General features: G+C 62.9%; 23 protein-coding genes and 1 tRNA gene. 10 read left to right on the top strand and 14 right to left on the bottom strand.

The window, feature by feature from the left end:
- Positions 1 to 5 precede the first annotated feature (5 nt).
- Positions 6 to 785 (bottom strand): cyclase family protein, encoded by a 780-nt coding sequence (locus LH20_RS13860; protein WP_053554715.1) that lies wholly within the window; start codon positions 783 to 785, stop codon positions 6 to 8.
- A 31-nt stretch (positions 786 to 816) separates the two neighbouring features.
- On the bottom strand, positions 817 to 2,667 hold the full coding sequence (locus LH20_RS13855) for a tetratricopeptide repeat protein (RefSeq protein ID WP_053554714.1): 1,851 nt from the start codon (positions 2,665 to 2,667) through the stop codon (positions 817 to 819).
- A gap of 187 nt (positions 2,668 to 2,854) precedes the next feature.
- Here LH20_RS13855 and LH20_RS13850 point away from each other — a divergent pair, with 187 nt between their 5' ends.
- On the top strand, positions 2,855 to 4,198 hold the full coding sequence (locus LH20_RS13850; protein ID WP_053554713.1) for an amidohydrolase family protein: 1,344 nt from the start codon (positions 2,855 to 2,857) through the stop codon (positions 4,196 to 4,198).
- 9 nt (positions 4,199 to 4,207) lie between these two features.
- Here LH20_RS13850 and LH20_RS13845 read toward each other — a convergent pair whose 3' ends face one another.
- The 9 genes from LH20_RS13845 to LH20_RS13805 all read right to left on the bottom strand — a co-directional run bounded on the left by LH20_RS13845 (position 4,208) and on the right by LH20_RS13805 (position 12,889).
- A complete protein-coding gene (locus tag LH20_RS13845) occupies positions 4,208 to 4,612 on the bottom strand; it encodes a MarR family winged helix-turn-helix transcriptional regulator (protein ID WP_235526984.1) in 405 nt (134 codons plus the stop codon).
- Positions 4,613 to 5,361: 749 nt separating this feature from the next.
- Positions 5,362 to 6,537 (bottom strand): acyl-CoA dehydrogenase, encoded by a 1,176-nt coding sequence (locus LH20_RS13840; RefSeq protein ID WP_053554711.1) that lies wholly within the window; start codon positions 6,535 to 6,537, stop codon positions 5,362 to 5,364.
- Between the two features lie 15 nt (positions 6,538 to 6,552).
- Positions 6,553 to 6,960, bottom strand: a complete 408-nt coding sequence (locus LH20_RS13835; protein WP_053554710.1) for a RidA family protein — start codon at positions 6,958 to 6,960, stop codon at positions 6,553 to 6,555.
- Entirely contained in the window at positions 6,957 to 7,361 is a 405-nt protein-coding gene (locus tag LH20_RS13830) for an acyl-CoA thioesterase (RefSeq protein WP_053554709.1), read from the bottom strand. The genes LH20_RS13835 and LH20_RS13830 overlap by 4 nt, the downstream gene beginning before the upstream one ends.
- Complete coding sequence (locus LH20_RS13825) at positions 7,361 to 8,527, bottom strand: acyl-CoA dehydrogenase family protein (RefSeq protein WP_053554708.1); 1,167 nt, start codon at positions 8,525 to 8,527, stop codon at positions 7,361 to 7,363. The genes LH20_RS13830 and LH20_RS13825 overlap by 1 nt, the downstream gene beginning before the upstream one ends.
- Positions 8,527 to 9,336, bottom strand: a complete 810-nt coding sequence (locus LH20_RS13820) for an enoyl-CoA hydratase family protein (protein ID WP_053554707.1) — start codon at positions 9,334 to 9,336, stop codon at positions 8,527 to 8,529. The genes LH20_RS13825 and LH20_RS13820 overlap by 1 nt, the downstream gene beginning before the upstream one ends.
- On the bottom strand, positions 9,333 to 9,830 hold the full coding sequence (locus LH20_RS13815) for a MarR family winged helix-turn-helix transcriptional regulator (RefSeq protein ID WP_083455415.1): 498 nt from the start codon (positions 9,828 to 9,830) through the stop codon (positions 9,333 to 9,335). The genes LH20_RS13820 and LH20_RS13815 overlap by 4 nt, the downstream gene beginning before the upstream one ends.
- The gene (locus LH20_RS13810; protein ID WP_053554706.1) at positions 9,827 to 10,588 is read right to left on the bottom strand and encodes an SDR family NAD(P)-dependent oxidoreductase; all 762 of its coding nucleotides are present in this window, start codon (positions 10,586 to 10,588) and stop codon (positions 9,827 to 9,829) included. Before LH20_RS13810 ends, LH20_RS13815 begins: the two co-directional genes overlap by 4 nt.
- On the bottom strand, positions 10,589 to 12,889 hold the full coding sequence (locus LH20_RS13805; protein ID WP_053554705.1) for a bifunctional salicylyl-CoA 5-hydroxylase/oxidoreductase: 2,301 nt from the start codon (positions 12,887 to 12,889) through the stop codon (positions 10,589 to 10,591).
- Between the two features lie 140 nt (positions 12,890 to 13,029).
- On the opposite strand from LH20_RS13805, the gene LH20_RS13800 reads away from it, so the two are divergent.
- The 6 genes from LH20_RS13800 (at position 13,030) to LH20_RS13780 (ending at position 18,986) form a co-directional block, all read left to right on the top strand.
- Positions 13,030 to 14,199 (top strand): pyridoxal phosphate-dependent aminotransferase, encoded by a 1,170-nt coding sequence (locus LH20_RS13800; protein ID WP_053554704.1) that lies wholly within the window; start codon positions 13,030 to 13,032, stop codon positions 14,197 to 14,199.
- 49 nt (positions 14,200 to 14,248) lie between these two features.
- Entirely contained in the window at positions 14,249 to 15,895 is a 1,647-nt protein-coding gene (locus LH20_RS13795) for a DUF885 family protein (protein ID WP_144423578.1), read from the top strand.
- 48 nt (positions 15,896 to 15,943) lie between these two features.
- Positions 15,944 to 16,192, top strand: coding sequence for a hypothetical protein (locus LH20_RS23345; RefSeq protein WP_144423577.1), 249 nt, complete (start codon positions 15,944 to 15,946; stop codon positions 16,190 to 16,192).
- A 275-nt stretch (positions 16,193 to 16,467) separates the two neighbouring features.
- Entirely contained in the window at positions 16,468 to 17,373 is a 906-nt protein-coding gene (locus LH20_RS13790; RefSeq protein ID WP_083455414.1) for an ISL3 family transposase, read from the top strand.
- 40 nt (positions 17,374 to 17,413) lie between these two features.
- Positions 17,414 to 18,619 carry an ISL3 family transposase gene (locus LH20_RS13785; RefSeq protein ID WP_083455375.1) on the top strand — a complete coding sequence of 402 codons (1,206 nt, stop codon included), beginning with the start codon at positions 17,414 to 17,416 and terminating at the stop codon, positions 18,617 to 18,619.
- A complete protein-coding gene (locus tag LH20_RS13780; RefSeq protein ID WP_083455413.1) occupies positions 18,597 to 18,986 on the top strand; it encodes a transposase in 390 nt (129 codons plus the stop codon). Before LH20_RS13785 ends, LH20_RS13780 begins: the two co-directional genes overlap by 23 nt.
- A 56-nt stretch (positions 18,987 to 19,042) precedes the next feature.
- Here the strand turns inward: LH20_RS13780 and LH20_RS13775 are convergent.
- Both LH20_RS13775 and LH20_RS13770 read right to left on the bottom strand, forming a co-directional pair.
- A tRNA-Thr gene (locus LH20_RS13775) sits at positions 19,043 to 19,118 on the bottom strand.
- Between the two features lie 187 nt (positions 19,119 to 19,305).
- Positions 19,306 to 19,923, bottom strand: a complete 618-nt coding sequence (locus tag LH20_RS13770; protein WP_053554701.1) for a DUF4126 domain-containing protein — start codon at positions 19,921 to 19,923, stop codon at positions 19,306 to 19,308.
- Between the two features lie 99 nt (positions 19,924 to 20,022).
- On the opposite strand from LH20_RS13770, the gene LH20_RS13765 reads away from it, so the two are divergent.
- Positions 20,023 to 20,820 (top strand): NUDIX hydrolase, encoded by a 798-nt coding sequence (locus LH20_RS13765; protein ID WP_053554700.1) that lies wholly within the window; start codon positions 20,023 to 20,025, stop codon positions 20,818 to 20,820.
- A 183-nt stretch (positions 20,821 to 21,003) separates the two neighbouring features.
- Positions 21,004 to 21,234 (top strand): hypothetical protein, encoded by a 231-nt coding sequence (locus LH20_RS13760; protein ID WP_053554699.1) that lies wholly within the window; start codon positions 21,004 to 21,006, stop codon positions 21,232 to 21,234.
- Between the two features lie 124 nt (positions 21,235 to 21,358).
- On the opposite strand, the gene LH20_RS13755 is transcribed toward LH20_RS13760, so the two are convergent.
- Positions 21,359 to 22,213, bottom strand: a complete 855-nt coding sequence (locus tag LH20_RS13755; RefSeq protein ID WP_053554698.1) for a carbon-nitrogen hydrolase family protein — start codon at positions 22,211 to 22,213, stop codon at positions 21,359 to 21,361.
- 95 nt (positions 22,214 to 22,308) lie between these two features.
- On the opposite strand from LH20_RS13755, the gene LH20_RS13750 reads away from it, so the two are divergent.
- Positions 22,309 to 25,263 (top strand): M16 family metallopeptidase, encoded by a 2,955-nt coding sequence (locus tag LH20_RS13750; protein ID WP_053554697.1) that lies wholly within the window; start codon positions 22,309 to 22,311, stop codon positions 25,261 to 25,263.
- Positions 25,264 to 25,266: the final 3 nt, after the last annotated feature.

Below are 25,266 nucleotides of genomic sequence, written 5' to 3'. Positions count from 1 at the left end.
GGGCCTCAGTCCGCGACGAGTGCAAGAACGCGCAGGGGGCTGCCCGAGCCGCCCTTGATCTTGAGCGGCGCGGCAATGATCACGCTGCCCGTCGGCGGCAACTTGTCCAGATTCTCAAGGCATTGCAGGCCATAACGGCCCGCAGCGTGGAACAGGGTATGTGCGGGATAGGCGGGGTCGAGCAGATGCGCCTGCCCGGCGTCTGTTCCAATTGTTTCAACGCCGAGACCATGGGCATCGCGTTGATCGACGAGGAACCGCACCGCCTCGACTGACGGTCCGGGCGTATGCGCGCCGTCTTCGCGGCGGTTGGTATAGGCATCGACATCACGCTTCGACCAGTCGGTGCGGAGCATCACCCAGCTGCGCGGGGGGATGCGGCCATGTTCGGCCTCCCATGCTTCAATATCGGCGACGGTAAGCAGATAGTCGGGATCGGCCGCCGCCTTGTCCGAAATGTCGATTACCACGGCCGCGGCGACAAAATCGGCCGGCGCGACCGTATCGACCGCATTGTTCGGCAGATCCTTTCCGGTGATCCAGTGAATCGGCGCATCGAAGTGCGTTCCAGTATGCTCGCTGACGGTGAAATTGTTCCAGTACCAGGCGACGCCCCGATCGTCGTACCGCGAGATTTCTTCCTGGCTGAACGCGGCGCACTGGCCGAATTCGGGCGGCAGCACCAGCGTCGGCGTCTCGGGCGACAGCGTCTGGGTCAGGTCGATCGTGCGGATTGCACCGGAAGCGACCCCGGCGGCGAACTGCTGAAGTATCTGACTGGCCATGCTGAACTCCTCTCGAACCGGAAATATGCAATCATGAAGCAGGATTTGCGGGGCTTTTGACGTTCGCCCGGTTTGTCGGCACGATGTCGAACGCAATGGTGGTGCGATGGTCCTCGTCCGCGAAGGGGGTCGTCCCATGGTAGAAATAGGAAGGGAAGAGAACGAGCAGCCCGGGTTCCGGGCGGACGGTCAGTTGGACCTGCTCGCGTTCGCCGAGGTTAAGTCCCGTCTCACCAAACTTCAGCCAGCCCTGTTCGGAATTGCCGACCGCCTCGGGCAGCGAGACATAGTAGACAGCGCTGATCCAGCCCTCTGGGTGGATATGGTTCGTGTGGTGGCCGCCGCCGTGGAGCCTGACTGACCACGAACCCGAAAAGGTAAAAGCGGGCGCCTTGCGGCACAGAAAGGGGTGAGCCGGATCGGTCGGCAGCGCGTCGATATAGCGTCGCACACCCGCTTCGATCATCGCGCGAACCGCCCTTATCTCTGGGAGATCGCGGCTGAAGAGATCGTCGGTGGTCTGGGTGCCGCCCCGCAGCGTCTGTTCGAGCGGATGTCGCGAACCGATGTGGAGCGCGCCCAGCGCACGGTCGAGCTGGTCGTTGAAAGCTGCTGCGTCGCCATTCCCAGGCATAAGCCGTACGCGACCGATCAGTCCGGGGTTGGTCAGCCATAGCGCGCGCTCGTCGCCGTCCAGGCGCCATAATATGCTTTGCAGGGCGAGCGCCTGCTGGTCGGTCGGTTCTGCGGCGAGCCGACGCTCAATCCGTGGACGCGCTTCGGCGAGCCGGTCGAGAATGATGAGGGCTCTTGCCGACTCGCGAAGGCTGGGTGCGTGGCCGGCATCCGCGGCGAGCGCGGCCTCAAACGCTGCGAGCGCACGGTCAGGCTGGTGGGACGTCCAAAGCGCTTGGCCATGGCGGTAGTGAAGATCGGCGTCAGCGGCGCCGCGAGCGATGGCAGGCGCCAGTATGTCCACTGCCGCTCTCGGCTCGCCGGCCAGCGTCAACCGATTTGCCAGTCCCGCGAGGAGGCCCGGGTCATCAGGGTGGTCGACCAGGGCCTCGCGATAGCTCCTCACATGCACCTGCGTTTGGCCGTGCTGCCAAAGCATGCGGCTGAGCGAATCATGGAGTTCGGCATCGGTCGGCGTCAGGCGAATGGCCTGCTTATAGGCTGCAGCCGCTGCATCGATTTGCCCTAGATCCTGCAGGCAGTGGCCGAGGTTGTAGTGGATCTTCGCTTCGTCAGCCGAGCGGGCGGCGCATTCGCGAAAGATTGGCAGGGCTTCGCGGGCGCGGCCCACAAGGCGCAGCGCGACTGCCAAGTTATGGAGCCAGGGGACGTGGCCAGGTCGTAGGCTCAGCGCGGTTTTCCACGCGTCAACGGCACGCCCGGCCTGTTTCATCTCGCCCAGCGCCTGCCCCAAGATTGCCCATGCGCGGGCGTGCTCGGGCATCGAGCCGAGGGCCGGTTGCAGCGTTTCGCAGGCCGATTCCGGCTGGCCGAGCGCCAGCCAGGCGAGTGCCAGGTTCAAGCGGGCGTCGACATATGCCGGTGTCTGCGCGAGCGCCTTCTCATAGGCTTGCACCGCTTCGGCGTGTCGGCCGCTGTCCGCCAGGCTGTTGCCGAGATTATTCAGCACGTGGGGCTGTTCCGGCCGCACGGCGAGCGAACGCCCGAACAGGGTTATCGCGGCTTCATGCTCGCCTCGGCTGCGCGCGACCATGCCCAGGAGTTGCAGCGCGTCATGGTGATCGGGATGGGCGATCAATATCCCGCGCAGGCTCGCCTCGGCCGCGTCGAGTTGGCCGGCGCGGGCGAGCGTCATCGCATGGTCGAGACCCTGCCCGATCCTCGCCTGCGAATTTGCCAGATGCATGCCATGTTCCCGGGGTTGCGATCGCCTGCCGACCCAGCCGCCTGGAGAGGGAAGCAAATCCCTCTTGTTTCGTCAAGCAATTCACGCTTTAAATCATATGTAAATTCACATGTTGTTGGAGATCACCATGCCTGTCGCGCCCGCACGCAGATCAGCCCGCCTTCGTCGTGAAAAGGCGGCCTTGGGGATGAGCGCGCTTGTTGCGCTTGCGATGCTGCCCGCCCATCTCCAGGCTGCACCGCGCGCGATCCCGGAGACCACCGACGACGTGCGCCGCCTCCCGATCCCACCGGTCGATCGCAGCACGGAGCCGGTCGTCGTCATCACTGGCGGCACGCTGATCGACGGGCGGGGTGCCGCGCCAATTCCCGACGCGGTTGTCGTCATGCAGGGTGACCGGATCGTTTCGGCCGGGCCTGCCGGCGTAACGGCGGTCCCGGCCGGCGCGGCGCGAAGGATTGACGCGACCGGCCTTTACATCTTGCCCGGCCTGATCGACTTGCACATCCATTTCACGCAGCAGCGCTGCGATGACTTCGGCAAATATTCCGACAGTCCGGCGGGAGCCGCGATCCGGGGGGTCGCGCTCGCGGAGCAGTTGATCAGCGCCGGCATTACCGCGGCCCGCGATGTCGGGACTGTCGATGATGTGGCGCTGCGCATCAAGGAGGCGGTCGACCGGGGAATTATTCGCGGGCCGCGCGTGCTCTGGAGTGGTCGCATCATTGCGACGACTGGCGGCCATGGCGACGAGGTGACCTCCACCGCGACCGGACGGCAGAAGCCCGCGCTGGGAGGGCCCAGCAAGGGTTTCAACGGCCCGTGGGAATGGCGCACCGCGGTGCGGCAGCAGGTCCGCAACCTCGCCGACTGGATCAAGCTCGGGGCGCCGGCGGACAAGGAGGAACTCGCGGCGGCGATCGAAGAAGCCCATTCGCTCGGAGTTCCGGTCGCAATCGACAGCTATGGTAAATATACCGACTGGGCGATCGAGGCGGGGGTCGACACGATCGAGCATCCGTTGCTGATGAGCGACCAGGCGGTGCCGCTGATGAAGAAGCATGGCACGGCATTCGTGCCCACGATCGGGGCCTTCGACAATCTGCTGAACGGCGGCTACCCGTCAGCGGGGATCCCCTCTGGTGGTTTCTATCACACCCATTCGCGCCGGTTTGTCATCGACCAGCAGGACCATTTGAAACGGGTCGCTGAAGCCTATCGCGCGGGGGTGCCGATTGGCGTCGGCACTGACATCCCGTTCGAAAATGACACCCGTTATCCTGACGCCTATTTCCGCGAACTCGATTACCTGAGCGAGGCCGGGATGAGCAACGCGGCTGTTCTCGCGTCGGCCACGCGCGTTGGGGCGGAGATACTGGGTATGGGCGACAAGCTCGGGACGATCGAGAAGGGAAAGATCGCCGACCTCTTGATCGTTGGCGCCAATCCCCTTGAGTCCCTCAAGAATCTTCGCGACGTCCGCTACGTTGTCGCTGACGGTAAGCTCGTCGTTGAGGGTCCCGCGCGCTGAGCGGCCGCGCTATTCGATCGGGAGCTTGCTGAGGTTGGCGCTGATCCTTTGAAGCGTGCGCAATAGATGGGCGATGTCGCGATTGCTGACGCCGTCCATCGCGCGGGTGAACTGGCGCCCAACGATCGGGGTGAGTTTGCGCAGCGTTTGCTGGCCTGCCGCGGTCAGCGTGACTTCAGTAATCCGATTGTCTTCCGGATTGGGTTCGGTCGTGACCAGGCCCTGCTCGACCATCCGGTCGATGATCCTGCTGATCGTCGACCGCTTGGTGAGGGCTGCTTCAGCAATAGCGCCGATGCTTGCCGGTTGCCGTTCGCGTAGCACCGTCATGACGCGGTAGATGGGCTTGGACACGCCGTGCTTGTGCAGCACCTTGTCCATATCCTCGTGATATTTGAAATCGGCGTGCGCCATCAGGTAGAAAGGGGAGTTTTCCAAGCGGAACGTTGGGCTGCTCGGGTCATAGTCGCCACGGTTTTCCATTTTTCCCTCTGCCCTGCCTGCCGATTTCTCCGTCGACCCTGTCTTCATGTGTTCCTCAAATGTCTCGTTCGATCAAGCCGTTCCGTCATGGCCGGTTGGCGCTGACCGCGAATTAGCCGAAAGCATATGTATTTGCATTCAATTATGTCGGTCGTGGGTGCGAGCGCCCAGCCCCGGCAATGGAAGCGTTTCCGTGATTTTGGTGTGACAGTCCGAACTTTGCGCCCGGTGTCCCGGCCTTTATGTTCCTGAACTGACGCGTCCCGGCACAAGGGGATCGCGCGTCCGGGCACAAAGGCCTTACGGATCATACGTCCCCGCTCATGCCATAATCAAACGATATTCGTATGAATATGAATATATGTCATTTCAGACGCTGTTGGATGCGGCTCTCCGGGTGACTGCCAAAGCTGGCGGAGAAGCTCGACGTCCGTTTGGCTCGTTTCGAGGGCTGTCTGCTTGGTCTGCGGGGGATGGGCTGCGCCGCGCGCCCCGCGGTCCAGGCGCCGGAAGGGAAGGCAAGGATAACCCGGGATGACCGGTGCCGGACAGCGATGGTAAAGCTCCACCGGCTTTTCGCGGGCAATGCGTGAGAACGGATATGGAAATGCCGATCGTTACTTCGCGGCGGGGATCGCCCATAGCGGGCGCCGCCGCGAGGGCGGCGCGAGCGCGCCTTGTCAAAAGGCGGATATGCCCGTTATCGCGCGGCCGAGGATCAGCGCGTGCACGTCGTGCGTGCCTTCGTAGGTGTTCACGGTTTCGAGATTCACCATGTGGCGAATGACCTGATATTCTCCGCTGATCCCATTGCCGCCGTGCATGTCGCGCGCCATGCGGGCAATGTCGAGCGCCTTTCCGACGTTGTTGCGCTTGACCATGGAGATCATTTCGGGCGCGAACCGGCCTTGGTCAATAAGCCGCCCGACGCGCAGACTGGCCTGCAGTCCGAGCGCGATGTCGGTCTCCATGTCGGCGAGCTTTTTCTGGAACAGCTGGGTCGCGGCGAGCGGGCGGCCAAACTGGTGCCGATCGAGCCCGTACTGCCGCGCGGCGTGGAAGCAATATTCGGCGGCGCCGAGCGCACCCCAACTGATCCCGTAGCGCGCACGGTTGAGACAGGAGAAGGGGCCCCTCAGCCCCTCGACATCGGGGAGCAATGCGTCTTCGGTAACCTCGACATCCTCCATCACTACCATACCGGTGACAGAGGTACGGAGGCTGAACTTGCCTTCGATCTTCGGCGCCGAGAGCCCCGGCATTCCCTTTTCGAGTATGAATCCGCGGATCGCGCCGCCGTGCGCGTCGGATTTGGCCCAGACGACGAAAACATCGGCAATCGGGGCGTTCGAGATCCAGGTCTTGGTGCCTGACAAGCGATAACCACTGTCGATTTTGACCGCGCGTGTCCGCATCCCGCCCGGGTCGCTGCCGGCGTCGGGTTCGGTCAATCCGAAACAGCCGATCCACTCGCCGCGCGCCAGCTTCGGTAGATAGCGCTGCTTCTGCTCCTCGGACCCGAAGGCATGGATCGGATACATGACCAGGCTCGACTGAACGCTCATCATCGAACGATAGCCCGAGTCGACACGCTCGACCTCGCGCGCGACGAGGCCATAGGCGACATAAGAGGCGCTAACCCCGCCATAGGTTTCGGGGATCGTCGGTCCGAGGAGTCCGAGTTCACCCATTTCACGGAAGATCTCCGGATCGGTGTGCTCGGTCGCGAACGCGTCGATCGCGCGCGGCGCCAGCCGGTCACGGGCATAGGCGCGCGCGCTGTCGCGGATCATCCGCTCATCATCTTCCAGCTGATCGTCGAGGAGGAAGGCGTCGGCCCAGTCGAATTTCTGCATGTCTCGGCCCTTTGCTCAACCGGCGTCGGGAACGACGGCGATCGTTTCGATCTCGATCTTGGCTTCGGCCTCGACCAGCGCGGCCACTTCGACGACCGCCATCGCCGGGAAGTTCTTGCCGATAAGCTCGCGATAGGCGTCGCCGATCGCGGGCAGGCTGGCGAGATACTCCTCGCGGCTCGTCACATACCAGGTCATGCGCACGATATGCTCGGGCCCCGCGCCCCCCTCGGCGAGAATCGCGAGCGTATTGACGAGTATTTGGCGGAACTGTCCGGCGAGGTCGGGCGCAACGAAGCGTTCTTCGGCATCCCAGCCGACGACCCCGGCGGTGAAAACCATATCGCCTCTCGCTGCGACTCCATTGGCATAGCCGCGCGGGCGCTTCCAGCCGGGGGGAAGGAGGGATTGGTGAGCAGTCATGACAATTCCTTCTTGAGGCGTTCGAGAAATTCGGGGGGCCAGGTCCGCGAGCTTCCCTTCGCCAAATCGGTAAGTACCTGCGTAAAACGCACCGCGAAGCGCGGCTGGCCAGCGCAGGCGATGTCGACCGCGAGATCGACCGAGCTGCGCCCTGCTCGCGTCACGGTCACGGTGAAATCGAGCATGTCTCCCAAGCGGCTCGGCGCCGAGAACTCGGCGTTAAGGCTGACGGTGGGCAGGCCGAGCCCCATTTCGAGGTGCATCTTGCGCCGATCGATGCCGAGCACAGCTGCCGTCCAGTCTTCGATGGCCGCGTCGCATAGCTCGAAGTACCGGGGGTAATAGGCGATGCCCGCAGGGTCGCAGTGCGCGAAGCGCAGCGGAAGACTGGTCCTGAACATCAGGATGCGCTCTGGGCGAGATGCTGGCGGGCGATAACGACCTTTTGCACTTCCGAGGCGCCCTCGTAGATACGTAGCGCGCGTACCTCGCGATATAGCGCCTCGACGGGTGTTCCGACCGTGACGCCGAGCCCGCCGAATATCTGCACCGCCTTGTCGATCACGGCCTGCGCGCTGTCGGTGGCATGAAGCTTTGCTAGCGCTGCTTCTCGGGTGTTTCGTTCTCCGCGCACGTCGCGGAGCCAGCCGGCGCGGTAGATGAGAAGCGCCGAGGTATCAACGTCGAGGACCATTTCGGCGAGCTTTGATTGCGTGATCGCATTGTCGGCGAGCGTGGCCGAACCCAGCTTGCGGACTCGCGCGCGCGCGGTCGCCTCGTCGAGTGCGCGGCGCGCGAAACCGAGCGCAGCGGCGCCCACGGTGGTGCGAAAGATGTCGAGTGTCGCCATCGCCTGCGCAAAGCCGCGCCCCGCCTCACCGAGCAGCGCGGTATCGGCGAGCGCCATGTCGGTGAAGGTCAGCGTCGCGAGCGGGTGCGGCGCAATCACGGCGATGCGATCGGTCACGTCGAGCCCCGGCGTGTCGGCGTCGACGATGAAGGCCGAAACGCCCCTCGCGCCGGGCGCTTCGCCCGTGCGGGCGAAGAGAACATAATAGTCGGCAATGCCGCCATTCGAGATGTAGGTCTTGGCGCCATTGACAACAAATCCGTCGGCGGTGCGTGTCGCCGTCGTTTCCATCGAGGCGACATCCGACCCCGACGCGGGCTCCGTGAGGGCGAAGGCGGCGATCTTTCTCCCTGCGGCAACCTCAGGCAGATAGGCCGTTTTCTGCGCCTCGGTGCCGAAGAGGCTGATCGTGCCCGATCCCAACCCCTGCATCGCAAACGCAAAGTCGGCGAGTCCCGAATGACGCGCGAGAGTTTCGCGGATCAGCGCGAGCGAGCGAATGTCAATGCTTTCGTGCACCCCCCCATAGGCGGCCGGCACGCAGTAGCGCAGCCAGCCCGCGTCGCCGAGCGCGCGAACGAGCGCGCGGCATTCGTCATCGATATCGCCCGAATGATGGTGGGTGATGTTCGCCAAGCACCAGTCGTCGAGCTCGATCGCGAGGCGGCGGTGGCCATCATCAAGGAACGGCCAGTCGAGGAAGCTGCGATCGGCCATCAGTCGCCTGCGAACTCGGGGATGCGCTTGTCCGCAAAGGCTTCGAAAGCGCGGCGGAAATCATTCGTCGCCATGCAGATGGCCTGCGCCTGCGCTTCCATTTCAATCGCGGTTTCGACCGAGACCGCCCATTCGATGCCGAGCTGAGTCTTGGTGATGCCGTGTGCGAAAGTGGGCCCTGCGGCGAGCGAGCGGGCTAGGTTGGTCGCCTCCTCGAGCAGCGCGTCGGGTTCGACCAGGCGGTTGTGAAAGCCCCACCGCTCGCCCTCTTCGGCGCTGAGCATGCGCCCGGTGTACAGGAGGTCCGAGGCGCGCCCCTGGCCGATAATGCGCGGGAGGATTGCGCATGCGCCCATGTCGCAGCCGGCAAGGCCGACCCGCGTGAACAGGAAGGCCGTCTTGGCCCGCGGGGTCGCAAGGCGCATGTCCGAGGCCATTGCTATGATAGCGCCAGCTCCGACGCAGATACCGTCAATCGCCGCAATTACCGGTTGTGGGCACGCGCGCATCGCCTTGACGAGATCACCGGTCATGCGCGTGAAATTGAGCAGTTCGGGCATCCGCATTTTCGTAAGCGGGCCGATAATCTCGTGGACGTCGCCGCCCGATGAGAAGTTGCCGCCGGCGCCCGTAACGATGATGACCTTCACTTCGGGCGCGTAGACGAGAGCGCGAAACGTGTCGCGCAATTCGGCATAGCTTTCGAAGGTGAGGGGATTCTTGCGGTCGGGACGGTTCAGCGTAATCGTTGCGACGCCTCCGTCGAAACGCCACCCGAAATGTTCGGGCAGGAAGTTTTCGGGATTCATGGCTGTTCCTTTCCATTGTCGGCGGCGAGCGAATCCTTGAGCGCGCCGAGAAGATTGAAGAGCGCCGCGCGCTGATCGCCCGTGAGGTTGCCCAGCATCGTGTCGACCCATTCGTGATGCGCCTCGGCAAGACCGCTGAAGCAGTCCTGCCCGAGCGGGGTCAGCCGGACGATGGACGCCCGGCCGTCGGTGGGGGAGGGCGCAATACTGAGATAGCGGTCGCGCAGCAGCGCCTGCACGACGCCGGTAACATTGCCATTTGAGACCAGCAGCGCCTGCGACAATTGCCCCATCGTCATCCCCTCGGGGTGGCGGTCTAGCGCCGCCATGACGTCGAAGCGCGGCAGCGTGATGCCATATTGGTCGGCGAAGCGGCGCTTGAGGCGTTTTTCGATCACCGTTGTACACGTCAGCAGTCGCAGCCACAGCCGGACGTTGCCGCGATCGTCGAGCGCGCCCTCGTGCTTTTCGCGAATGGCTCTCCGCTCGGTCACATCACTTCCCCGCCCGCGATCATCACTGCTTGACCTGTGACCGACCGGCTGGCCGGGAGGCAGAGCCACAGGACCGCTTCGGCCACCTCCGCCGGATCGATCAGCCGCTTCTGCGGGTTGAAGCGCGTCAACTCGGTGAGCGCATCCGCTTCGCTGCGGCCTGTTTTCAGCCGGATGTTCGCTACTGCCTCTCCAACGATATCGGTGTCGGTGAAGCCCGGGCACACGGCGTTGGCGGTCAAGCCGGTAGCGGCATATTCGGCAGCGAGCGCGCGCATCAGTCCGATCGCGCCATGCTTCGATGCCACATATGGAGCGGTATAGGCGTAGCCCTTCACGCCAGCGGTCGAGGCGACGGTGACGATGCGGCCGGCTTCTGCGGCCAACAGGTCGGGCAGGGCCGACTGGCAGCAGTGGAGGAGCGCGTCGAGATTGACCGCCATGGTCGCGCGCCATGTTTCGGCGCTGACGCGGGCGAAAGGTGCGCTGGGCGCAATGCCGGCGTTGTTGACGAGGATCTTGATGGGGCCATGCGCATCGCGCGCTGCTGCAAAAGCGTCATCGATCGCGGCGCGGTCGACAACGTCCGCGGGTGCGACACAAGCGCCCGGCAAAGTGGCTGCAGTGGCCTCCAGCGCCTCACGCCGCCGACCGACCAGCGTCAGCCGCGCACCCTCGGCGGCGAGCGCGCGAGCGACCGCGGCCCCGATCCCCGATCCTCCGCCGGTAACGACAGCATGCATGTCCTTCAGCCGCATCTACCCTCTCCACGCCGCTTCCTGTTCAGCCGCGCGCTTCATATTGCGTGCGAGCTGGCTGAACCCGTTCCGGTACCCCGGCGGTACCGCAGCGCCGTGATAGTCGTGCTGCGCCGCCGCGCGCAGTGTCCACATGGGGTCGATCATGTGCGGACGCCCGATCGCGACCAGATCGGCGCGGCCGGCAGCGAGGATCGAATTGGCGTGGTCCGTCTCGAAGATGTTACCGACCGCCATCGTCGATACTCGCGCCTCGTTGCGTATCTGATCGGCGAAAGGGGTCTGGAACATGCGGCCGTAGACGGGCTTGCAATCGGCCCAGGTCTGGCCCGCGGAGACGTCGATCAGGTCGGCACCTGCGGCATCGAACGCCTGCGCGATCAGCACTGCCTCGTCGGGAGTCACGCCCGCATCGCCCATCCAGTCATTGGCGGAGATGCGCACCGACATCGGCCGTTCGGCGGGCCAGACGGCGCGCATCGCGGCAAACACCTCGAGCGGGAAGCGCAGCCGGTTTTCAAGGCACCCGCCATATTCGTCGGAGCGCCGGTTAAGGAGGGGGGTGATGAAGCTTGACAGAAGATATCCGTGGGCGGCGTGCATTTCGACCATATCGAAGCCGGCATCGATCGCCATTTTCGTTGCATCCACAAACTGCTCGCGCACCATGGTCATATCGTCTCGGCTCATAGCCCGCGGCGTCTGGTTGCCTGGGCTCCACGCCACGTCGGAGGCGGCGATGAGGGGCCAATTGCCCTCGTCGAGTGGCTCGTCCATCCCCTCCCAGCCGACTTTGGTAGACCCCTTGGCGCCCGAGTGGCCCAGCTGAAGGCAGATCTTTGCCTTGCTTTCGCGGTGCACGAACTCGGTGATACGGCGCCAGGCGGCGACATGTTCTGGCGCGTACATTCCGGGGCAGCCAGGCGTGATCCGCGCTTCGGGCGACACGCAGGTCATCTCCGTATAGACGAGCCCTGCGCCGCCCTGCGCGCGCGCGCCATAGTGGACGAAATGAAAGTCGCCCGGCGTGCCGTCCGTCGCGCAATACATCGCCATCGGCGAGACGACGATCCGGTTTTCGATGACCATTTCGCGCAGCTTGTACGGCGCGAACATCGGCGGCGCACCCTCGTCGCGTCCGCCTGGCGCGCGTGACTGAAACCAGCGCTCGACGCTTTCAAGCCAGCTTCTGTCACGAAGCCGCAGATTCTCATGGCTTACACGCTGCGAACGTGTGAGCAGGGAGTAGGCGAACTGAATGGGCTCGAAGGGCAGATAACGGTCCAGGGTCTCGAACCACTCGGTCGAGTTGCGGGCGCTGTTCTGCAGTTTCAGCACCTCGATACTGCGCTCGGCTTGGTATTCATCGAGTGCTTCAGCGCGGCTCAGCCCCGGGCGGCTCAACACTTCGGCGAGCTTGATCGCATCTTCGAGCGCGAGCTTCGTGCCCGACCCGATCGAGAAATGGGCGGTGTGTGCTGCGTCGCCGAGGAGTATGAACTTATGGTACGACCAGCGCCCGGTAATGATGCGCCGGAAGTTGAGCCAAGCCTGCGGACCGGGCAGGTGGGCGGCATTCGACATCAGCGGATTGCCGTCCAGATGGCGCGCAAAGATGGTTTCGCACAGCGCAATCGCTTCAGGCTGGTCCATCTTGTCGAGGCCGAGCCCTGTCCAAGTCTCGGGCTCCATCTCGACGATGAAGGTGGAAAGTTCGTCATCGAAACGATAGGCGTGCGCCCATACCCAGCCCGCTTCGGTGCGTTCGAAGGCAAAGGTGAACGCGTCGAATTGCTTCGAAGTCCCGAACCAGAAGAACTTGTTTTTGCGGACCTCGATATCGACGTCGAAAAACTCGGAATGCGCGCTTCGAATCCGGCTGTTCGCTCCGTCGGCGGCTATTACCAGATCGTAATCGGCCCAATCGGCGAGGTCTGCGCTCGCTTCATATTCAAAATGCAGCGCGATGCCGAGCTCGCGGGCGCGGTCTTGAAGGATCGCAAGGAGGCGCTTGCGCCCGATGCCGATGAAACCGTGCCCCGAGGAGCGAATACATTCGCCGTGAATATGGACGTCGATATCGTCCCAATGTGCGAATTCATCGCGGATCGTCGCGCCGCTGACGGGGTCGTTCGCCATCAGGTTCTCGACCGTCTGATCGGAAAAGACGACGCCCCAGCCAAAAGTGTCATCAGGCCTGTTGCGCTCAAAGACGTCGATACTGTGCGCGGGTTCGCGCAGCTTCATCGAAATTGCGAAATACAGGCCCGCCGGCCCGCCTCCGACACATGCGATCCTCACTGGGCGACTCCATGGCATTGACCGATGGCGCGATTCATAACCAGCGCAGCAAAATGCTTCAATCCTAAAATTTTAGGCTTGAAATATCCTGTATCACACAATTATTCACGTGTATGGCAAGCATCCGGAGGTCCAGATTTATGAAGTGGCCGGCACAGCGCCTGACGGCGGGGTCTAAGAAAAGCTTCGGCATGTACGAAGAGGCGGCGCAGCTCGACGCTGCGGGCGCGGACCTGATCCACCTCGAGTTCGGGCGTCCACATGCCGACACCCCCTTGCACGTCAAGGAGGCGGTGAAGGCCGCGCTCGATGCAGGGATCGTTCACTATGGCGATTTTCGCGGCACGCTCTCGTTCCGCCAGTCGCTGGCAAAGAAGCTGAAAAGCTTCAACGGGCTCGACTACGGCGTTGATGAGATCCTCGTGACAAATGGGCTGACCCATGCCTCCTTCGCCGCCTTCATGGCCGCTATCGATCCGGGGGACGAGGTCATTCTGCTCGACCCCTATTATCCCCAGCATATCGGCAAGACGGAACTGGCTGGTGGCAAAGTCGTGATCGCCGAGCTCGACAAGGCGAATAATTTCGCAATCTCCAAAGAAAAAATCGCCGCGAAAATCACTGATAAGACCCGGATGATCGTGCTCATCAATCCGGCTAACCCGACGGGCCGCGTGTATAGCCGCGCGGAACTGCAAAATGTTGCCGATCTTGCGATCGAGCATGATTTGCTCGTGCTGTCGGACGAGGTGTATGAATATATCACCTATGGCGGGGTCGAGCATATCAGCATCGCGAGCCTGCCCGGTATGCGGGAACGCACGATCAGCTGCTTTGCATTCACCAAGGCCTATTCGATGGATGGCTGGCGCCTTGGCTATCTGACCGCCGACGCGCGGCTGATGCCGGCGATTATGCAGATCACGATGACCGACGTGACGCATGTCAATGTCTTCATCCAGGAAGGCGGGCGTGCAGCGATCGAAGGACCGCCCGATGCGATGCTGGCGATGGTGGAGGCGGATCGACGCAAGCGCGACATCGTTGTGCAGGCGCTAAACCAGATGCCTGGCGTGACGTGTCCCGAGCCCGAGGGCACCATCTATGCCTTTCCCGATATCCGTGCCACAGGGCGTTCGTCGCACGAACTGGCAATGGCGATCCTCAAGCAAGCGCACGTGGTGGTGGAATCGGGCAGCTTTTACGGCGCGGGAGGCGAGGGACATCTGCGGATTTGCTTCGGCTCGGAATCCGAAGCGCGGGTGACCGAGGCGATGGGGCGGTTAACTCGCTTCTTCAACGCGCTCTGACCATCGGGTGCAGGCAAGGGACTTTTCGTTCGGGAGACAGGCTTTGAAGATGAAAATGCGTGCGGCCGCCGCGCTGATGACTGCAAGCTTGCTGACACTGGCTGCTCCGTTTCCGCTAGCCGCGCAAACCCAAGCAGCGACGTCTGGCTATGATGCGTTGCTCGCGCTCTACGAGGAGTTCCGCGCCTTTGTTCCACCGCCGATGGTTAATGGCGTACCCGATTATTCGCCTTCGGCGATGGCCCGCCATCATGCCGGGCTCAAGACATTCGCGGCGCGGTTGAAGGCGATCGATGACTCAGCGTGGCCGATCGCCCAGCGCGTGGACTATATGGTCGTGCTTGCCGAAATGCGAGGGCTCGAATTTCAGCACCGGGTCGTTCAACCCTGGAAGCACGATCCGGCCTTCTACAGCACGACCAATCTCGGCTTCGGACCCAAAATGCACGGCGCGCTCGCGATCCCGAAGCTGCCGCTTGAAGCTGACGCCCTGGCGAAGTTCAAGGCTCAGCTCGAAACGGTGCCAGAGATGTTGCGACAGGCGCGGGCGAATCTCACGGACCCGCGCGGCGATCTTGCGCGGCTCGGGATCGCGCAGAAGCAGGTCGAGGTGAACGTCTATGGTGAACTTGCCGCGCGCGCCGCGAAGGTCCAGCCCGAGCTGGTTGCACCCGCGAAGCGCGCGCAGGCAGCGGCGGCCGGCTTCAAGGCCTGGCTAGAAAGCATCGAAGCCGACCTTCCCGCGCACGGCGGGGTGGGCCGGGAGAATTATGCCTGGTATCTGAAGAATGTTCTTCTTCTTCCCTACACGCCCGAAGAGATCGCGGTGATCGGCGAGCGCGAGTATCAGCGCCAGCTCGCCTTTCTGAAGATCGAGGAGCATCGCAACCGCGGCATCGCGATGCCCGAGCCTGTGCAGACGCGTGCCGAATTCGACGCCAAGCGCAAGGTGGAGGACGAGGATCTGCTCAAGTTCCTGCGCGATGGTGACTGGGTCACTATCCCTGACTATGTCCAGCACGATCCGGAAGAAGGACCCTACCTATTCCCGTTCGAAAAGGACCCGTCAAAGCCGGGACTGTTCGACCCGCCATTGCATCTGCATTTCTTTTTTCAGACCGAATTCCGCGACGGGCGGCCGTTGCGGGCGCACAACCTGCCCGGCCACGCTTTCGACGCGCTGCAGGCGGCGCGCGACACACGTCCGGTCCGGGGGGCGCCGCGACTCTTCTTCGTCAACGGGATGCGCAACGAAGGCTGGGCCTTTTATCTTGAGGAAATGATCCTCCAGGCGGGGATGCTCGAAGACCGGCCGAAGACTCGCGAGATCGACTATATATTGGGCGCGAAACGCGCCGCGCGCATCCTGCCCGAACTGAAAATGCAAGCGAATGAATGGACGTGGAAGGAGGCCAATGCCTCGCTGATCGCGCGTACGCCCAAATGGATGGAGGAAGGCGACGCAGTCGCGCAGTTCGATATTGAACTTTATCTGCGCCAGCCGGGTTATGGGATCGGCTATTATATCGGCAAGGTCGAACTCGAAAAGCTGCTCGCGGACGTTGCGATGCAGGAGGGCGAAAAGTTCGACATCAAGTCCTTTCACGACCGCTTTCGCGCAGCGGGATCAATCCCGATTTCGCTCATCCGCTGGGAAATGACGGGCCGCGACGACGAAATCAGGGGCATGCGGTAGATCGCATTGAACACCGTATCTTCGGTCGGTTGCAGAACTTTCGCGGCGATGAGCCGCTTGATATTGTTCGGGTCAGCGCCGAGCCAGTCCCGTACGATGGCGACGCTTTGCTCGCCCGGCAGCGGCGCTGGCCGGGGCGACTTCCCTCGCATCCCGGACCCCTGCGCTATGCCGCTCGGAGGTGACGGGTTCGACGAGATGCGGGCGAGCGTCGACGCGAAAGCTCTCCCGATCTTGGCGAAAGCGAAATCGGGGCAGATCGGCGACGCTGAGCATCGGCGCGCCGATATGCTCTGACCTGCTACATCATGGCGGCGGCGAGGCCGCATGTTCGCAATTCGCGAAGCACGCGGCTAGCCGAACGGCCTTCAACCAAAGGATTCCCAAACCAAAGGGAAGCGCCATTCTACGCCCACCGGGTCTGGGCTGGGGGCCTTTCGGCAGGCAGGACATGCCCGCCTAGACTATCGCGCCTTCATAGCTAACCGATGATTTTGCTCGGGAAAGGCTCTTCCTCGTGAACGGGGGATGAGGGAAATTGGGTTAGACTTGTCATAGGAAGGACAAGTCTGATGAAGAAGAAGGCTGATCAGGGAATCGACGGCATATTAGGGCTGTCGGATGTTGAGATTGTCCGTGTCGAGCGGCGACGCGACATTCGTGTGTGGGCGCGGCCAACGAAGCGGCCTGTTTGCCTTTATTGCGGCCACGGGGGGCTGCGGATCAAGGCGACTTATGAGCGCGAGCTCAAGCACACGCGTCAAGGCAACCAGATCCTGATCGTGCACCTTGCGGTGCCCAAATATCATTGTGCCGGTTGCGGCCGCTATTTCCGTCATCGCTTTTCGGGCATCCGTCCGCGCTATCGCGCGACGGAGACGTACCGTCTTGAGGTCTTCGACGGTCACCACGGAGGCATCAGCCAAAGCCAGTTGACGAGCACCCATGCGATCGGCAGTGCAACCATCGAGCGCTGGTATCATCATTTCATCGAACAGCGCGTCTCGGAGCTGTCCGGTCGGCCCTGCCCGCAGGTCCTGGGGATCGACGAGCATTTTTTCTCGCGCAAGAGAGGCTATGCGACGACATTTGTCGATCTGAAGAATCACAAGGTCTACGATGTCGTCCCGGGACGCTCGGAAGACAGTTTACGAAGCTATTTGCGAAGGTTGCCAGGGCGCGACAAGGTCAAGGTCATCGTGATGGACCTGTCGGAAACCTATCGCGCAATCGCCCGCAAATATTTTCCGAACGCGAAGATCGTCGCCGATCGCTTCCATGTCATTCGGCTGCTCAACCAGCATTTCCTCGAAGGATGGAAGCGCTTCGATCCCGAGGGCCGAAAGAATCGCGGGCTGCTCAGTTTGATGCGGCGCCATCGATGGAAGCTAAGCGAAGAACAGCGCAAAAGGCTGGCCGTCTACCTGAAAGCCAATCCGGTGCTCGAAGCCCGGCTCTTCCTCGTGAACGGGGGATGAGGGAAATTGGGTTAGACTTGTCATAGGAAGGACAAGTCTGATGAAGAAGAAGGCTGATCAGGGAATCGACGGCATATTAGGGCTGTCGGATGTTGAGATTGTCCGTGTCGAGCGGCGACGCGACATTCGTGTGTGGGCGCGGCCAACGAAGCGGCCTGTTTGCCTTTATTGCGGCCACGGGGGGCTGCGGATCAAGGCGACTTATGAGCGCGAGCTCAAGCACACGCGTCAAGGCAACCAGATCCTGATCGTGCACCTTGCGGTGCCCAAATATCATTGTGCCGGTTGCGGCCGCTATTTCCGTCATCGCTTTTCGGGCATCCGTCCGCGCTATCGCGCGACGGAGACGTACCGTCTTGAGGTCTTCGACGGTCACCACGGAGGCATCAGCCAAAGCCAGTTGACGAGCACCCATGCGATCGGCAGCGCAACCATCGAGCGCTGGTATCATCATTTCATCGAACAGCGCGTCTCGGAGCTGTCCGGTCGGCCCTGCCCGCAGGTCCTGGGGATCGACGAGCATTTTTTCTCGCGCAAGAGAGGCTATGCGACGACATTTGTCGATCTGAAGAATCACAAGGTCTACGATGTCGTCCCGGGACGCTCGGAAGACAGTTTACGAAGCTATTTGCGAAGGTTGCCAGGGCGCGACAAGGTCAAGGTCATCGTGATGGACCTGTCGGAAACCTATCGCGCAATCGCCCGCAAATATTTTCCGAACGCGAAGATCGTCGCCGATCGCTTCCATGTCATTCGGCTGCTCAACCAGCATTTCCTCGAAGGATGGAAGCGCTTCGATCCCGAGGGCCGAAAGAATCGCGGGCTGCTCAGTTTGATGCGGCGCCATCGATGGAAGCTAAGCGAAGAACAGCGCAAAAGGCTGGCCGTCTACCTGAAAGCCAATCCGGTGCTCGAAGCCCTCTACACTGCCAAGCAGGACATGGCCCTCCTGCTGACGCAAAAATCCCTCAATGCCAAAAAGGCCAGCCAGCTTATCCCCGACCTGCTCAGGCTGATCGATCAGTTCGCCGCCAGCCCCCTCAAGTCCCTCGCCGATACCCTGACCAGCTGGCTCGAGCCCGTCGCGCGCATGTGGCGCTTTTCCAGGAACAATGGAATCACCGAGGGCTTTCACACAAAGATGGAGATGATCTCGCGCCGCGCGTTCGGCTTCCGAAACTTTCACAACTACCGCTTGCGCGTGCTCGCTCTTTGCGGTTGGAATGGCGTCATCAATCGGGTCTGATCCACCCTCATCCCCCGTTCACGGGGAAGAGCCCGAAGCCCTCTACACTGCCAAGCAGGACATGGCCCTCCTGCTGACGCAAAAATCCCTCAATGTCAAAAAGGCCAGCCAGCTTATCCCCGACCTGCTCAGGCTGATCGATCAGTTCGCCGCCAGCCCCCTCAAGTCCCTCGCCGATACCCTGACCAGCTGGCTCGAGCCCGTCGCCCGCATGTGGCGCTTTTCCAGGAACAATGGAATCACCGAGGGCTTTCACACAAAGATGGAGATGATCTCGCGCCGCGCGTTCGGCTTCCGAAACTTTCACAACTACCGCTTGCGCGTGCTCGCTCTTTGCGGTTGGAATGGCGTCATCAATCGGGTCTGATCCACCCTCATCCCCCGTTCACGGGGAAGAGCCTCGGGAAAGCACCTTAAGGAAGGTGGTGCCGCTTACAGGACTCGAACCTGTGGCCCCATCATTACGAATGATGTGCTCTACCAACTGAGCTAAAGCGGCAACGCCGGCGCCTCTAACAGCGGGTTTCGACTATGACAAGCGCCCACTCATATTTGTTGCGGGCCGTGTGAACTGCGGCCGCTGTCGTGATTCCTATCAGGCGGGGGAGGGCGCCTGCCCACGGCGCTAACGCCACCATCGCGCGGTCCGCGGTCGTGTGAACGGCTCCGGTTTCGCGCGTGGTCCTCTACGCGCCCTCCTCTGCATCGCCGAGCGCCTTCTTGAGCGTGGCTTTGATATTGCGGAGCAGGCGGCGCAGCGCGATAATCACGATCACCGCCGCGATTGCGAGCAGGAGGGCAATTACGATTGCAAGCGGCGGGTAAGCGATTGCGAGCGCGAGCAATCCGCCCGTGGCGACGTCCTCGCCGGTCGATACCACCGCGTTGCTGAAGGGCTCGGGGCTCACATTGACGACCGCGCGGGTAGTCGCCTTGGCGCCGTGGCTGAGCAAGGCGCCGCCTCCGCCGAGGAGAAAGGCGATGACTTGCCACGTGGGATCCGACGAATCGACGAGCGCGAGCGCCAGCAGCGCGCCGCCGAGCGGGCGGATAATGCCGTGAATGCCATCCCAGATTGAATCGACCCAAGCGATCTTGTCCGCAAGGAATTCCGCAAGCGTGCCAGCCGCCGCCACGCCAAGTACCCATGGATTGGCAAGGATCTGCAGCGCCTTCAGATGCTCAGGGAGGGGCAACCATCCGAAAAACATCGCAATGCCAGTTGCGAGGATCGTCAGATAGAGACGCCATCCGGCGAGCAGGCTGAGGCTGCTTGCGACCCCCAAGATCTCGACAATAGTCATGAGCCCGCTCCCGGCTGCTTTTCAGCGCATCCTGCACCGCCATGGCCGCGCTCGCAATGCTGGATGACAAGGCGGCGAACGGCGGTTATCGATATTCTCATGACAGATAACAATGTGCAAACCGACGCGTCCCGAACGCCGCCCGCCAGCGCCATTCCCGCCGCGACGCTCGTGATCATGCGGCGTTCCGATAGCGGCGGACCTGACGAGATCTTGATGGTGAAGCGGTCCCAGACGATGGCGTTCGCTGCCGGGGCCGTGGTGTTTCCTGGCGGGCGGATCGATCCCGACGATTATCTGGTCGCGGCACAGCATGGGTTTGCCGAGGGCGATGTCGAGGGGGCAGCGCGCGTCGCTGCGCTCCGCGAAACGCTCGAAGAGACGGGGTTGGCGGTTGGCTGGCCGACGCTCGCCGAAACGGAGACCGATGAGGTGCGCCGTGCGCTCCTCGCCGAGGAGCGGCTTTCGGACATATTGGGCGCGCGCGGGGATCTGCTTGCGCTCGACGCGCTCGTTCCGTTCGCGCGCTGGTGCCCCAATTTCAAGGAAGCCAGGACCTTCGACACACGCTTCTTTGCCGTCGAGGCTCCGCCGCACGGACACGAGCTCACCGTCGAGGCGGCCGAGCATAGTCACATCTTCTGGGCCAGCGCGCGCGCTACGCTATCGATGGCCGACCGCGGCGAGGTGTCGATCATCTTCCCGACGCGAAGGAACCTTGAACGTCTTGCCCAGGTCGATGATTTTACATCCTTTTCTCTCCATGCGGCTGATCACCCCGTCGAACTCGTCACGCCCTGGATCGAGGAACGCGGGGGCGAGCCTCATCTTTGCATCCCCGGCCACCTCGGCTATCCAGTCACGAGCGAACCCTTTGAACGCGTTCGCCGCGGATGAAGTGACATGCGATGCTTGCGCTTTTTGTGTCGTATTAAGACTTTTTGAGCCAATTACCGCTACAGCGCGAAAGTCGTTGCAATTATTAGCGACCTTGCCTAGAAGAACTTGCGGAATCGGGATGGGGAGTGATTCTCCTCGGCTTGGTTCGAGAAGATTAAAGTCCAGTGGATGGAGAAAAAGATGAATCTGCTCAAGAAAGCTGCGATCTCCCTCGCGGCCACTTCGATGATTGCGGCCCCGGTCGCGGCATCGGCTGCTCCTGTTGTTGCGGACGCTGTGTCGCGCGTTGACGGCCAGAGCGAACTCGAAGGTAGCTCGGGCTGGCTCATCGGCCTCCTGGCACTGATCGCTATCGTCGGCGGTATCATCATCGCTGCGGACAACGACAAGGACACGCCGACCAGCCCGTAATTCGGCTGCTTAGCAAGTTTCAAGGGGCTCCGGACATTTCCGGGGCCCTTTTTGCATTGGGGCTTCGGCTTCATGATAGGCAGCCTTGGCCATGCCGGTCAGCCGCCGAGGCCAATTTGCCAGGCTATAGTTGAATGTTGCGGATCGTCCGCGAGCGCGCGAGCGGGATCGACCCGCGCGCCTTGTCGAGCGCCGCGGGGTCGATATCGGCGAAGGCCAAGGTGAAGCCGGATTCCGGCACATTGGCGCCTGCATCGACCAGGACGGACCCCCAGGGATCGGCAACGAGGCTGTGGCCATAAGTTGCGCGGCCATCGGCATGTTTTCCGCATTGCGCCGCCGCGACGACAAAGGATCCGGTCTCGATCGCGCGCGCGCGCAAGAGCACGTGCCAATGGGCCTCGCCGGTCGGGACAGTGAAGGCCGCCGGCACGGCCAATATGTTGGCGCCCCGCTCGACGAGTGCGCGGTAAAGCTCAGGAAAGCGAAGGTCGTAGCAGACGCTGAGGCCGAGCGTCCCCACCGGCGTTTCGACGACCGCCAGTGCATCGCCGCCCGCATAGCTTGCTGATTCCGCCCAGCGTTCCCCTGTGGGGAGGTCGACGTCGAACATGTGGATCTTGTCGTATCGCGCGCGAATGGAGCCGTCCGCTGCGATGACATGGCTTCGATTGACGCGGCGATCGCCGGCATCGGCAAGGAGCGGTACCGATCCTGTATGCAGCCAGAGGCTGTGACGGCGCGCCATCTCCTGCAATGCTCGGGGCCAGGGGCTCTCGGCTTCGCGCCCAATATGCGCCGCCGATCGCTCGCGGTCGCGATCGAGAAGGATCGACATTTCGGGGAGAAACGCCATTGCGGCGCCTCCCGCCGCGGCCTCAGCGAGTGCGCCGTCGATGAGCGCAAGATTGGCGGCAGGATCGATGCCGCTGGTCATCTGGACCAGCGCGATGCGGGAGGTCGGTGCTGAGGTTTCCATAAGGTATCGCTAGGCAGAAGCGGTTGGCCGTGCAAGCGGGTGGTCGGAGCCATAGTTCAGTGGCCAGCAAGGTTCGAACGCGATAAGATCGGCCGATGTCCATTCTTTCCGCGTCGGCGCCGCTGCGTCTCGCCCGCTCGATCCTGTCGGCCGCCGCCTTTGGCCTCCTGCTCGCGCCGCCCTTCGCCGGCGCCCAGCAGACCGCGCCCGCGCCGCTGGTCGCGCCCCAGAAGCCTGCTTCGCTCAAGCCCGCGGCCGAAAGCTGGCTTTACGAAGGCAGCGACATTCCCCGCGATGCGGGCTGGCAGTTCGGCGAGCTTCCCAACGGGCTGCGCTATGCGGTTCGGAACAATGGCGTTCCCCCCGGGCAGGTGTCGATCCGCGTCCGGATGGACGTCGGTTCGCTCTTCGAGACCGAAAAGGAGCGCGGCTTTGCGCACCTCCTTGAACATCTCACCTTTCGGGGCTCGGAACATATTCCTGATGGCGAGGCGAAGCGTATCTGGCAGCGGTTCGGTGTGACATTCGGGAGCGATTCGAACGCGCAGACGACACCCTCGCAGACCGTCTATCAGCTCGACCTGCCGAGCGTGACGCCGACGAGCCTCGATGAAAGCATGAAATTGCTCGCGGGGATGGTGCGCGAGCCGCGCATTACGGACGTTGCGGTGACGGCGGAGCGCGGCGTCGTCATGTCCGAACTCAGGGAATCGGATGGCCCGCAAAAGCGGATTGCCGATGCGACCACAGCGCATCTCTTCGCCGGGCAGCTGCTCGGCGATCGTTCGCCGATCGGCACGATCGAATCGTTGACCGGAGCGCGCGCCGACGCCGTCGCGGCGTTTCATAATCGGTGGTATCGGCCCGACCGGGCGGTTGTGGTCATCGTCGGCGATGGAGACCCGCTGGAGTTCGCCCGCCTGATCGAGAAATATTATGGCGACTGGGAGAGCAACGGCCCCAATCCCAAGCAGCCCGATTTCGGAAAGCCCGACCCAAGCGCGCCCGTCGCGCGCATCATCGTCGAGCCCAATCAGCCTCTGTCCTTGACGCTCGCAACGGTCCGACCCTGGATCAAGCGGGTCGATACGGTTGAAAATACCCGCCGGCTTTATCTTGAATTTCTTGCGGTCGCGCTGGTGAACCGCCGGCTTGAAAATCGGGCCCGCAGCGGCGGCTCCTACCTCGTTGCGAGCGTCGACCAGGAATATATGAACCGCAGCGCCGACGTCACCATGGCGCAGATCGTGCCGCTCACCGACTGGCAGGCGGCGCTTGCCGACGTGCGCGGCGTCATCGCCGATGCGATGAAGACGCCGCCCTCGCAGGCCGACATCGACCGCGAGGCGAACGAGATCGAGGCCTTCTTGCAAAAGGAACTCGAGAACGCGCGCAATGAACCCGGCGCGCGGCTCGCCGACGATCTCGTGCGCGCGATCGACATCCATGAGGTCGTGACGAGTCCGCAGGCGCAGGTCGACATGTTCAAGGCGATTCGCGCCTCGGCGACACCCGAGGTGATGCTCGGCATCAGCCGGGCGATCTTTACAGGACCCGCGACGCGGCTTGTCCTCACAACCCCGACACCTGTCGAGGGGGGCGAGGGCGCGCTGCTGGCAGCGCTCGCGCGGCCCGCCACGATCAAGGACGAGCGTCTCGCCGCGATCAAGGCGGATTTCAGCCAGCTTCCCCCGCTCGGCAAGCCGGGAACGATCGCCTCGAGCACGATGATCGCCGGACTGCGCGCCGAGCGGATCGAGTTTGCGAACGGCGTTACCGCGCTCGTGTCGAACAATCCGGTCGAGCCCGGCAAGGTGCGCGTCAACGTCCGCTTCGGAAGCGGCAATCGCAGCGTCGCTGCCGACGCCCCCAATCTTTTATGGACGGGCGACTATGCGCTCGTCGCGAGCGGGATCGGGCCTTGGGGCCAGAATGCGATCGACCAGCTCACGAACGGCCGCCAGATCCAGCTCAATTTCGCGGTCGATGACGATGCGTTTGAGCTGTCGGCCGAGAGCAAGCCCGCAGACCTTGCCGACCAGTTGAAGCTCATTGCCGGAAAACTTGCCTTTCCGCGGTGGGACGCAGCCCCCGTCGATCGGCTGCGTATCGGTTATCTCACGGGCTATGATCTCAATGACGCGACGCCGAATGCGGTGCTCGACCGTAATTTGCGCGGGTGGCTCGCGGGCGGCGACCGGCGCTGGGCGCCTCCCAGCCGCGCCGAGATCGAAGCGCTGACCCCGGCCGCCTTCAAGGCCTTCTGGGCGCCGCGGCTCGCAAGCGGGCCGATCGAGGTGCAGATCTTCGGCGACCTTGCGTCCGTGGACTACAAGCAGATCCTGGCGAGCACCTTGGGCGCGCTGCCGCCGCGCTCGCCGCTCGCGCCAGCGGGCGGCGAGAGGGTCGCATTCGCCGAGCATGTCACCGAGCCCGTTATCGCCTATCACCGCGGCGAGAAGGGGCAGGCGGCGGCGATGACGGCCTGGCCGACGAGCGGCGGGCTGGGGGCGCCGCGCGACCAGCAGGGGCTCCAGGTTCTTGCAAGCATCTTCAACGACCGGCTCTTCGACCGGCTCCGCGCTGAACAGGGGGCCAGTTATGGCCCCGTGGTCGACAGTCATTGGCCCACCGCCTTCGAGAGCGGCGGCTATCTGCTCGTCGGCAGCCTGCTTGCGCCCAAGGACATCGAGCGCTTCTACACGATCGCGCGCGAGATCGCAGCCGACCTTGCCTCCAACCCGGTCACCGCGGACGAGCTTGCGCGTAATGCGGGTCCGATCCGGGAGCAGGTGGCGCGCGCCTCCACCGGAAATGTCTACTGGATGCACATGCTCGAGGGCGCAACGCGCGACCCGCGGATTGCCGCCGCCGCGCTCTCGATCCAGGACGATATCATGGCGGTCACGCCGGCAGACATTCAGCGGCTTGCCAAACAATATCTCGAGCCCGCGCGGCAATGGTCGCTCGCGATCCTCCCGAAGGGGATGACGCTTGCCGACGCATCGGCGATGGACGGGCCGTCCGCCGTATCGGCAGGCGGGCGCTAGTCC

Source organism: Sphingopyxis sp. 113P3 (assembly GCF_001278035.1).
GTDB lineage: Bacteria > Pseudomonadota > Alphaproteobacteria > Sphingomonadales > Sphingomonadaceae > Sphingopyxis.
This window is presented reverse-complemented; position numbering and strand designations above follow the sequence as displayed.